The following is a 10,975-nucleotide window of genomic DNA, read 5'->3' as shown; positions in this document are numbered from 1 at the left end:
AGCTAATTGCATTAGGGCTGCGGGTATATAAAACACCCGATTTACAAGCCGGATATATGAAGGCAATGAATTTGTTTATTAACGCTTCGAAATCACTTGCAAAACGGGTGGGTCCATATATGACGCAGCATTTGGCCCGTGCAGGGTGGAACCTTGCGATCTTAAGCGTTAGTGGCCGTAGGCCATAAAACAAAAATACCCACCAATTATTCAATTGCCCCTATTCTATAGGCAGTGCTGCATCTCCACCCCACACCGCCCATGAGCCATCGTATAACGCGGCTTGATGATGACCTGCTACATAAGAGGCTAAAATCAAAATACAGGCGGTGATGCCAGAGCCGCAACTGAACACCCGTTGGGCATTATTACTGGTATCAAGCTTGGCAAAAATCGTGTGTAGCTCTTTAGTCGATTTCATTTTAAAACCGTTGAGTACCTGCGCAAACGGCAAGTTTAACGAACCAGGAATATGACCACTGCGCATGCCAACGCGCGGCTCGGGTGAAGTTCCATTAAAGCGCCCTGCTGCGCGGGCATCAATAATATCCACATTGGCATGGCCCAGGTGAGTTAACACAAATTCGGTGTCACACACCTTATGATGTAATAAACGCCCTTTTATATCGCCAGCCTGAGTTGGACTAGCAAATTGGCGTACGGTATCTTTACCTTCTGCACGCCACTGCGGCAACCCGCCATCAAGCACAAATACTTTTTCAAAGCCCATCGCTCTAAAGGTCCACCAGGCGCGTGGCGCAGAATAGATACCCTGATCATCGTAAATAACCACTGTGCTGTTATGAGTAATGCCCAACGTGTGCGCGGCATCTGTAAATTGCTCTGGGGTTGGCATAGCATGAGTTTGTGGTGAATGGTGATCAAATAATAGCTTATCAATTTGGCACGATATCGCGCCAGGGATAACATATAGCTCATCGTAAACCAGTGGTTCTTTGCCCAGCACAACTTCCATGCTGGCATCGAGTATGACGAGATCTGGATCTTCAAGATGTAACGCTAACCAATCTGTGGTCACTAAAGGAGAATTCACATTAAACCTCTCTATGTTCACTGTATTGTTAAACCCAATGGATGTTAGCTCAAGCGCTTTGTTGTTGCTGTTTATCAATGTAACGCTGAGTTAAACCGCTTAAAAAACTGAAAAACGTAATCCCTACAGCATCGGCAATTAAGTCGACGATATCTAATGTTCTTGATGGAATAAAACCCTGGCTGATTTCTTCACTCAAGACGAATATTGACACTAGCACAGCACCGTAATAAAGCGGAATACGTCCAAGCAGAAAGTGTCGACTCTGTAACGCTAAATTGGCTACATAAGTTAATAAACCAAATAACAACATATGGCCAACTTTATCGCCATAAGGAATATGACGGATTAAGTCGAAAAAAATACTGTGGCCGCCTGTGTTGGCTAAATAAATGATCCATAAAATAAAACCGAAGAAACCTGCGCCAATAAAGATGGCTAATCGAGAAAATAGAGTATGAGTCATGTAGCATCTTCCATGTATGACGGTGGAATTTGTAAGTAATACCAATTCCACTAATTATCTGGTCATTCAGCGGGAGTTCTGTGTCTTCTAGGCAAGTAATAGAATTGTAGGCATAGTTGTTCTACGTCAAAATGCTATTAAGCAGCATAGAAGGCACAGAAACCCGCCTTGCAGGAGACACTCAGACCGTTCATTTCTTTGTTGCATTGTCTTAGAAGGGAATAACCATTATTTCAACAATGCGCCTCAAACTGAACAATCTGAGTGACTCTGATTGGTCACATAATTAATGGAAATGGTATAATTTTCGAGATTTCAGTCTACGCGAAGAGAGCAAAAAGAGGCGTTAATTTTACTTAACCTGAACTCGGTATAAGGGATGAACTTATGCTATTTAACATCAACATGTTAACCCGTCTCACTTTCAAGCTTGTCATTTGTTATGCAAACAAGGCGAATTGACGCGTCAATAGCTAGCCTATTGTAAGTCGATTCAACGCAGTTAGCGGGGCAAAGGACTGTTTGAAAGGCGTTTATTATCCCGAGTTGAGGTTACTTAATAAAAAAAGCCCTTTATTGCTAAAGGGCTTTGTTTATATCACAGAGATAATTACCGTTATAAAGCAATCCAGGTGGCTTTTAATTCGGTGTATTTATCAAATGCGTGTAATGACTTATCACGGCCATTACCGGACTGCTTATAACCTCCAAAAGGTGCGGTCATGTCACCACCATCGTAGTGATTAATCCACACCATGCCACTGCGCAGTGCTTTAGCGGTTTTGTGTGCCTTACTTAAGTTTGAGGTCCAAACGCCTGCAGCTAAACCGTAAATGGTGTCGTTTGCAATCTTAATCGCTTCTTCCATACCATCAAATTCGATTACCGATAATACGGGGCCAAAAATCTCTTCGCTGGCGATGCGCATGTCATTTTTAACATTACTGAAAATCGTTGGCTGTACATACATACCGCCTGTTTCTGCCATCACTTGCTTACCACCAGCCATTAATGTCGCACCTTGCTCACTGCCGGTTTTAATGTAGTTAAGTACGTTAGTCAGCTGTTGTTGGTCGACCATCGCGCCACAGGTGGTCGCTGGGTCTAGTGGGTGGCCAGGTTGCCAGCCTTGCATTTCTTCAATGATAAGCTGAATTAATTCATCTTTTACGCCAGACTCAACTAACAAACGCGAACCTGCAGTGCACACTTCACCCTGGTTAAAAGCAATGGCGACGGCAGCGGCTTCTGCGACTGCTTTTAAATCTGGCGCATCGTTAAACACAATATTAGGGCTCTTGCCACCTGCTTCTAACCACACGCGTTTCATGTTCGACTCACCGGCATAAATCATCAGCTGTTTAGCTATTTTGGTTGAACCGGTAAACACCAACGTATCAACGTCCATGTGCAAGGCTAATGCTTTGCCCACCGTATGACCAAAACCAGGCAGTACGTTTAATACGCCTGCAGGAATACCCGCTTCGAGGGCTAATTGCGCCATACGAATAGCGGTTAACGGTGACTTTTCAGACGGTTTTAAAATGACACTATTACCCGTTGCAAGCGATGGTCCAAGCTTCCAACACGCCATAATCATTGGGAAGTTCCACGGTACAATGGCCGCGACAACACCAACCGCTTCACGGGTGATCATGCCAATTTCGTTGTGTGCTGTTGGTGCAATTTCATCATAGATTTTATCAATGGCTTCACCAGACCAGCGAATTGCGCGCGCGGCCCCCACAACATCTACACCTTTTGAGTGTTGGATAGGTTTACCCATGTCTAACGTTTCAAGTAATGCCATTTCATCGGCATTGGCTTCGAGTAAATCGGCAAACTTAATCATTACCTCTTTGCGTTTAACCGGCGGTAAATTTGCCCAGGTACCCGCTTCAAAGACTTCCCGGGCATTGGCCACCGCAGCATTTGCATCAACTAAATCACAGCTAGCCACTTTAGCTAATACACGACCATCGATTGGGCTAACGCAATCAAACGTTTCACCAGATGCGGCACTTTGATACTTACCATTGATAAAGGCATTACCGTTAATTTGCAAACTGGCTGCCAGTGCTTCCCAATCGCTACGACTTGTTGGAGTACTCATTGTGACCTCGAAATAATAAATGGATTGATAAGCACCGCGCCATGTGATGCCAAATAAGGTTTTTTGTGTCGCTGTTTAAGGGTAAATCGACACGGTTACATTATTGAATATTGTCACCGGATGATGCTTAACAGCAAGCTGTTTTCAATATATTTTACAAAATAGCCATATTTAGTTTAAATAAATGCACAAAACGCTTTAACGTTCATTATTTTTGACATAGCATAGCAAATATTCGTCACTCATAATTTAACCATTATGATACGAAACAACAACCCACTTGTTACCTACGCAGAGTTGAAATATGAGCGCATATCAGCACAAAGGAACTGGCGATTTATCGCAAACATGGCCAAATATGGCTCATTATTGGATGCCATTTACGGCCAATAAACAATTTAAAACAAACCCGCGATTATTAGTGTCGGCGCAAGGTATGTATTACACCGACATTGAAGGTAACAAGGTGCTCGATGCGACTGCGGGATTATGGTGCTGTAATGCGGGCCATGGCAGAGCAGAAATCTCTGAGGCGGTAAGCAAGCAAATTAGCCAGATGGACTATGCACCATCATTTCAAATGGGTCATCCACTGGCGTTTGAATTAGCCCATAAACTCAGTGAAATGAGCCCAGACGGGTTAGACCATGTATTTTTTACCAATTCAGGCTCTGAATCCGTTGATACAGCCCTCAAAATGGCGCTTTGTTATCACCGCGCCAATGGCCAAGCGAGCCGAACGCGCTTTATCGGCCGCGAGCTGGGCTATCACGGCGTTGGGTTTGGTGGCATTTCAGTTGGCGGCATTAGTAATAACCGTAAAACCTTTAGCCAACAATTGCTACAAGGTGTTGATCATCTTCCCCACACACTCGACATTGCCAACAATGCCTTTAGTCACGGCCTGCCGTCTCATGGATTAGACAAGGCCGAAGTGCTTGAGCAACTCATTACTTTACACGGCGCAGAAAACATTGCCGCCGTCATCGTTGAGCCGATGTCAGGTTCTGCTGGGGTGATTTTACCGCCACAGGGATACCTTAAACGCTTACGCGAAATCACTCAAAAGCACGGTATTTTATTGATATTTGATGAAGTCATCACCGGCTTTGGCCGCCTAGGCGCAGCATTTGCCAGTGAGCGCTGGCAAGTCACGCCAGACATGATCACCACAGCGAAAGCCATTAATAATGGTGCGATCCCGATGGGCGCCGTGTTTGTTAGTAATACCATTCACGACACTTGTATGGACGGCCCTGACGAATTAATAGAATTTTTCCATGGTTATACTTATTCAGGCCACCCTGTTGCCGCCGCATCGGCGTTAGCAACCTTGTCGATTTATGAAAACGAACAGTTGTTTGAGCGCGCAAAAAATCTTGAAACTTACTTTGAGCAAGCGGTACATAGCCTCAAAGGCCTACCCAACGTGATTGATATTCGCAACACAGGCTTGGTTGCAGGCATTCAATTTGCCCCAAGCGATAAAGGCGTAGGTAAACGCGGCTATGGCATATTTGACCATTGCTTTAGAAACGGCGCATTAGTACGCGCAACTGCTGACATCATTGCCCTGTCACCGCCATTGATTGTCGAAAAATCGCAAATTGATGACATGGTAAATCACCTTTCTGACGCCATTCACGCTGTGGGATAACCCATTTAATAACAAGGACAGAGTTCATGCTTAACATCAACCACTATGTAAATGGGCAACACACCCAGACAAGCCAACGCACGCAAACGATTTACGATCCTGCAACCGGTGAAGCACGGGGCCAGGTGTCATTAGCCAGCCAGGATGAGGTAGCCAGTGCCATTACTGCTGCTAAAACCGCATTTCAAACCTGGTCACAAGTGACTCCACTCAATCGCGCCCGTGTGCTATTTAAATTTAAAGCGTTAGTCGAGCAACATGTCGATAAATTAGCCGAGCTGATTACCCTAGAACATGGCAAAGTGCTCGATGACGCCAAAGGCGAAATTACCCGAGGGTTAGAAGTAGTTGAGTTTGCCTGTGGTATTCCGCACTTATTGAAAGGTGAGCACACTCAGCAAGTGGGTGGTGGCGTTGATGCATGGTCGGTTAATCAAGCTTTAGGTGTTGTAGCCGGGATTGCGCCGTTTAACTTTCCGGTCATGGTGCCGATGTGGATGTTCCCGATTGCCATTGCCTGTGGTAACACCTTTATTATGAAACCCTCAGAAAAAGACCCCAGCTCGGTCATGTTTATGGCCGAATTGCTTAAACAAGCAGGCTTGCCTGATGGAGTGTTTAATGTGGTTAATGGTGATAAAGAAGCGGTAGACGCTTTGCTCACCCACCCTGATATTAAAGCAGTCAGCTTTGTTGGCTCAACGCCTATTGCGGAATATATCTACACCACGGCATCAGCCCACGGTAAACGAGTACAAGCGTTGGGCGGTGCTAAAAATCACATGTTATTAATGCCTGATGCTGATTTAGATCAAGCTGTTAATGCATTAATGGGTGCAGCATATGGTAGTGCCGGTGAACGTTGTATGGCCATTTCTGTGGTATTGGCGGTGGGTGATATCGGCGACAAACTGGTCGATAAATTATTACCGCAGATTAGTGCATTAAAGGTCGGCAGCGGTATCACCCCTGAGATGGATATGGGGCCACTGATCTCGGCGCAGCATTTAGCTAAAGTGCGGGACTACGTTGAAGTTGGCATAAATGAAGGGGCTAAATTGGTTGTCGATGGCCGTGATATTAGCATTAGTGACCACCAGCAAGGTTATTTTTTAGGTGCCTGCCTGTTTGACCATGTGACACCGCAAATGAGCATTTATCAACAAGAGATATTTGGTCCAGTGCTGGCCATTGTGCGAGTCGACACCTACGCCGAAGCATTAGCGCTTATTAACCAGCATGAGTTTGGTAATGGCACAGCAATTTTCACTCAAAACGGTCAAGCAGCGCGGCATTTTTGCCATCATGTTGAAGTGGGCATGGTTGGGGTGAATGTGCCCATCCCTGTGCCAATGGCCTTTCATAGCTTTGGTGGCTGGAAGCGTTCATTATTTGGTCCACTGCATATGCATGGCCCTGATGGCGTGCGTTTTTACACTAAACGTAAAGCCATTACCGCCCGTTGGCCGCAAGCAAAAGCCGACTCCAACGAGCCTTCGGCGTTCATTATGCCTACCATGAAATAAGGTTACATCATGAGTAAACACATTAGCGACATTACCTTATTTAGCAGTCAAACTACCGAGATTGAGTCTTACCGCTTAGCGGATGAAAAAAGAATCACGGGAAACCCGCTGCAATCGGTACAAAATCATTTTGAAAGCCCTTGTAAGCAATTTAACGTTGGGGTGTGGCAAAGTGAAGCGGGCAGCTGGAATGTGAGCTACAGCGAATATGAATATTGCGACATTCTTGAAGGCAGTAGCATTATTACCGACAATCTTGGACACAGTTTAACGGTTAAGGCTGGCGAGAAATTTGTTATCCCCGCAGGCTTTATTGGCACGTGGGAAGTGATTGAGCACTGTAAAAAAATCTACGTTATGTTTGAGCAACAGCTCGAACAACCATAACGTTTAACCGCCATGTGGTACAGGCAAAACCTAACGGTTTTGACTCTGATAAATGGCATACGCAGTCGTCGGCTCAATCTCGACGACTGTAATTAATGTAAATGGAGATAATATCGTGTCGAACACATTTAAAAGAACGCGAATTGCACTGTTAAGCGGATTAACATTATCAGCTACCCTACTGGCTCCGTTAGCGACGGCAGAAGTCTCTGGCGCAGTGAGCGTAACCAATGATTACCGCTTCCGTGGTGTATCACAAACCGCTGGCGACCCAGCCCTTCAAGCCAATATCGATTGGAGCCATGACAGTGGCTTTTTTGTTGGCGCCTGGGGCAGCAACGTCGATTTTGACGAACCAGGCTACAACGGCCCAGACGTCGAAGTCGATTTGTATGCCGGTTACTATGGTGAGATTAACGATGACACCAGCTATGACTTAACCTTGTACCGTTATAACTACCCTGGCGACAGTGAGTTAGACTACCTAGAAGTGAGCGCAGGCATCGACTTTAATGGTTTTAGAGCCGCTTACTGGTTTACTAACGACTATGGCGGAAGTGATCTCGATTTACATTACACCGAGATTAATTATGCTTGGGAATTTACCGAGAATTGGAGTCTAGACCTTCATTACGGTTATAACTTTGGTGACGCTATCGACGATGGCGAAGGCTTTGACAGTTATTCAGACTACTCTATTGGTGTATCAACTGAATTTAGCGGCATTGCGGTTTCTGTTGCGTACCTGGACACCGACATTGATGGTGACAATGAAGTCAACTCTGGCGTTTATAAAAACTCTGGCACCTTATTGGCCAGTGTTAGCTATGCGTTTTAAGTAAAAGCCAGCTTATCGATAATTTGGTTTGTCGCATTAACCTAAAAACCGCCTTTGAGCGGTTTTTTTATTGGCACATAAAAAGCATCAGCTTTACGTCGTTTATACGGAGCATTGGTTATTATACCAATTCGCATAAATAAGTGACGACTCATTGTCATGGTCACATAAGGCGTCAAGCGTTTTTTGATTAAGGCGTCGCTATGAGGTCATGGTTGTTCCCTTTTCAAATAGCGAGAACGCAGAGTAAAAAACGCGCAATGGTATTAGTATTCGATCTTGCGCATAAATTTCAACAAAATAGCGTTGCATCCCTAATCGACTAGCGTATCTTAAGCTTATAGCAAGTATACCCAAACAACCTGAAGATGCTCGATTTCAGCAAGAATTTACACGCGTTTAGGCAAGGCATTGATTGCGGGTAATGGTTAGTCCCTTTCCAAAATCAGCTAAATTAACATAAGCCGCAGCATAAACACGTGTAAAACTTGCCCTTTGGGAGTTTCACCGTGTTCCCACTACGTTGTTGCGCTAATTTATAAGGTACCTACATTACCGCATTAACGCGCCTAGTATTGAAAACACGGTGAAGCTCTGAAACACGGATCTTCAAGTTGATTGGGTATATAACAATTACACGGCACAAAGGAGCTCGTTATGGTAGATACCATCATTAAAATTTTGGTGATTGTTGGGTTAGTTTTTCTCGCCTACAAACTCATTTTTAGCAGCAGTCGTGGCTTAACCATTTTTGAAATGCATTTTAAAGACGGCAAGCTCAGCAACCATAAAGGCAAAATCCCAGAACGTTTTGAACGAGAAACCCGTGCCATTGCTAAATCAAACAAACTGACCTGCACCATTAGAGCGGAAAAGTCAGGCCATGTGCGCCTGCACGTATCTGCCAACGTGGGTGATAATTTAACTCAGCAAATTCGTAATCAATTCCCGTTTGAGTATTACGATAAAAAACAGCAAGACTCATCAAAATTGAAAGGCTAGTCATGTTCAGCAGAAACTGCCGGCAATTAACAAAAAATGGACTCAATTGAGTCCATTTTTTGTTAACGCTGCGAAGATTAATCGCCTTGCTTTGAAATCACTAAGGTCACCTGTGCAACGGTAACACCAAACTTAATAATGTCGCTTTTGTTAATAATGGTATTGGGATCGACCAAAAACATCCAATCGTCAAAATGGACTTCATATTCACTGCCATCGACAGGCAATAGCATGTCATAACGCCAACGCAATGCGCTGCCACGAGATTCACCTTGCGCAATGCCTAATATATCATTGGCTGTACCTTGGTATTGACCGTTGCCTTTATCGATAATGGTCCACACTCTGGTTTGTTTTTCACCATCATCATAGACAAACCACTCATTGATAACGCCTTGTTTACCTTGCGGCGTATCCTTCCATTGGGCTTCCATAATAACGGTAAACTTACGGGTCACTTTGCCAGAAAAATCTTGTACAACACCAGCAGCCGTTAACTTACCTTCAAAAAACTCGGCTAAATCCAGCTTTGGATTGGTATTGGCATAATCATCAATCGATGCAGATGAACACGACATTGCACCCAAGGCAAAAAGTGCAAATATGGCGCTATGACGCAATGACTTTTTCCAGATTGTGACGTTCAATAAATGGGGCAATTTAGATAACATAATTCAGCCTTACTGTGTTTAGTTCATGCCAATCAACTGCTGTCGCAGTTTAGGTCGGCTGGTATTTTCTGATAGCCAAATAGCCAAAAAGTCGGCCGGAAACTGCACATTACTTACTTGAAAATAAGGTTTATCATTAAATAAAAATTCAGCTTGAGTGGCGTTATTGACCATAAAGGTTAACCGGTCACCCTCTTTCACATCGGGCCATGCTTTGGCTAATTGTTCGCGATATTCATTAATTTGTTGTTCAGGTATCCCTAAGTGTTGCCATTGGTCGACGGTGGCATCAATTAAATCTTCTGCTTCAATATTACGGTGATATTCAATCTCAAGTTTTAACGGCAATTGATTAGCCTGATATTTACCGTCACTTGAGTACAGCTTGGCACTGTAGATGTCGAACCACATCATGCTCATACTCGCCGAACCGACCTGATGCATGGTTAAATTGGATGATGATTGATCAGGTGTTGATAGCTCTGATGTTGATAACTCTGATGTTGATAACTCTGATGTTGATAACTCTGATGTTGATAACTCTGATGTTGATAAAAGAAACGCTTGAGTATTATTGCTCGCTGTCTCCGCCTGATTTGCCATGGCATCGCCCATGCTCAATGTCAAAATAACCATAACGACTGTGGCGCCGACTACGCCAAAAAGCAATTCCACCAGCCATTGATAAGCACTACGGGAAGCGTTAACCGTCTGGTTTACCGTTTTCATTGCTGACTCTCCTCAGTAAGGATCGAGGTATATTGACCACGACTCATTAACAATAATACGGGAAACAACACACTCCAGATCACTACCAGCACAATGCCACTTACCCATTGGCCATAAGGCAATAACACTGCACCAAACTCAGCTCCAGCAATATAACTTAAGGTACCGAACACACCGCCAAACAAAGCTTGCCAAAACACATGAATCCGCAGAAAAAACACCAAGCTATATCTTAGGCTTAATGCAAATGCGAGCCAAAGCAGTGCAAGCCAATACGGAGTGTCGGCAAACACAAATACGCCAAACAAGGTTAATGCGGTGTCGACGCTCATCCCCACTACAGCACACAAACACATGAGCTGCAGATCTTGGCGTGGTGATTGAGACAAAAGGAAGTGGCCTACAATAAGCAAGATAGACAATAAAATAAGCTGGTTACCGGCAAGCACTCCAGCCCACCACACCAATTGAAACGATAACGCATTTAAGATGATAAATAGCTTTGGATTAGGCATAACTACCTCGTCGCACA

The 10,975-nt window shown here is 44.3% G+C and carries 12 protein-coding genes; 6 read left to right on the top strand and 6 right to left on the bottom strand.

The genetic code is table 11. The features are described from left to right. Positions 1 to 188: hypothetical protein (locus tag GQA99_RS20665; RefSeq protein WP_206194576.1), on the top strand; the 188-nt coding region annotated here is incomplete at its 5' end. A 32-nt stretch (positions 189 to 220) separates the two neighbouring features. Here GQA99_RS20665 and GQA99_RS12155 read toward each other — a convergent pair. The 3 genes from GQA99_RS12155 to GQA99_RS12145 form a co-directional block, all read right to left on the bottom strand. Further along, complete coding sequence (locus GQA99_RS12155) at positions 221 to 1,054, bottom strand: sulfurtransferase (RefSeq protein ID WP_160054145.1); 834 nt, start codon at positions 1,052 to 1,054, stop codon at positions 221 to 223. Between the two features lie 49 nt (positions 1,055 to 1,103). Next, complete coding sequence (locus GQA99_RS12150) at positions 1,104 to 1,520, bottom strand: VanZ family protein (protein ID WP_160054144.1); 417 nt, start codon at positions 1,518 to 1,520, stop codon at positions 1,104 to 1,106. A gap of 616 nt (positions 1,521 to 2,136) precedes the next feature. Further along, positions 2,137 to 3,633, bottom strand: a complete 1,497-nt coding sequence (locus tag GQA99_RS12145) for an aldehyde dehydrogenase (protein ID WP_160054143.1) — start codon at positions 3,631 to 3,633, stop codon at positions 2,137 to 2,139. 304 nt (positions 3,634 to 3,937) lie between these two features. Between GQA99_RS12145 and aptA the strand changes: the two genes are divergently transcribed. From aptA to GQA99_RS12120, 5 genes are all read left to right on the top strand, one after another. Further along, the gene (aptA, locus tag GQA99_RS12140; protein ID WP_160054142.1) at positions 3,938 to 5,290 is read left to right on the top strand and encodes an omega-aminotransferase AptA; all 1,353 of its coding nucleotides are present in this window, start codon (positions 3,938 to 3,940) and stop codon (positions 5,288 to 5,290) included. Positions 5,291 to 5,316: 26 nt separating this feature from the next. Further along, positions 5,317 to 6,816: a CoA-acylating methylmalonate-semialdehyde dehydrogenase gene (locus tag GQA99_RS12135; RefSeq protein WP_160054141.1), complete on the top strand. Its 1,500-nt coding sequence runs from the start codon at positions 5,317 to 5,319 to the stop codon at positions 6,814 to 6,816. A gap of 9 nt (positions 6,817 to 6,825) precedes the next feature. After that, a complete protein-coding gene (locus GQA99_RS12130) occupies positions 6,826 to 7,203 on the top strand; it encodes a cupin domain-containing protein (RefSeq protein WP_160054140.1) in 378 nt (125 codons plus the stop codon). 115 nt (positions 7,204 to 7,318) lie between these two features. Next, complete coding sequence (locus GQA99_RS12125) at positions 7,319 to 8,041, top strand: TorF family putative porin (RefSeq protein WP_160054139.1); 723 nt, start codon at positions 7,319 to 7,321, stop codon at positions 8,039 to 8,041. A gap of 657 nt (positions 8,042 to 8,698) precedes the next feature. Then, positions 8,699 to 9,043, top strand: a complete 345-nt coding sequence (locus GQA99_RS12120) for a DUF3634 family protein (protein ID WP_160054138.1) — start codon at positions 8,699 to 8,701, stop codon at positions 9,041 to 9,043. A gap of 77 nt (positions 9,044 to 9,120) precedes the next feature. Here the strand turns inward: GQA99_RS12120 and GQA99_RS12115 are convergent, their stop codons facing one another. From GQA99_RS12115 to GQA99_RS12105, 3 genes are all read right to left on the bottom strand, one after another. Then, positions 9,121 to 9,621, bottom strand: coding sequence for a DUF3833 domain-containing protein (locus GQA99_RS12115; protein WP_170293537.1), 501 nt, complete (start codon positions 9,619 to 9,621; stop codon positions 9,121 to 9,123). A gap of 111 nt (positions 9,622 to 9,732) precedes the next feature. Next, positions 9,733 to 10,443, bottom strand: a complete 711-nt coding sequence (locus GQA99_RS12110; RefSeq protein ID WP_160054136.1) for a chalcone isomerase family protein — start codon at positions 10,441 to 10,443, stop codon at positions 9,733 to 9,735. After that, complete coding sequence (locus tag GQA99_RS12105; protein WP_160054135.1) at positions 10,440 to 10,958, bottom strand: DUF2878 domain-containing protein; 519 nt, start codon at positions 10,956 to 10,958, stop codon at positions 10,440 to 10,442. The genes GQA99_RS12110 and GQA99_RS12105 overlap by 4 nt, the downstream gene beginning before the upstream one ends. Positions 10,959 to 10,975: the final 17 nt, after the last annotated feature.

The sequence above is a fragment of the Shewanella litoralis genome, assembly GCF_009828585.1.
Lineage (GTDB): Bacteria > Pseudomonadota > Gammaproteobacteria > Enterobacterales > Shewanellaceae > Shewanella > Shewanella litoralis.
This window is presented reverse-complemented; position numbering and strand designations above follow the sequence as displayed.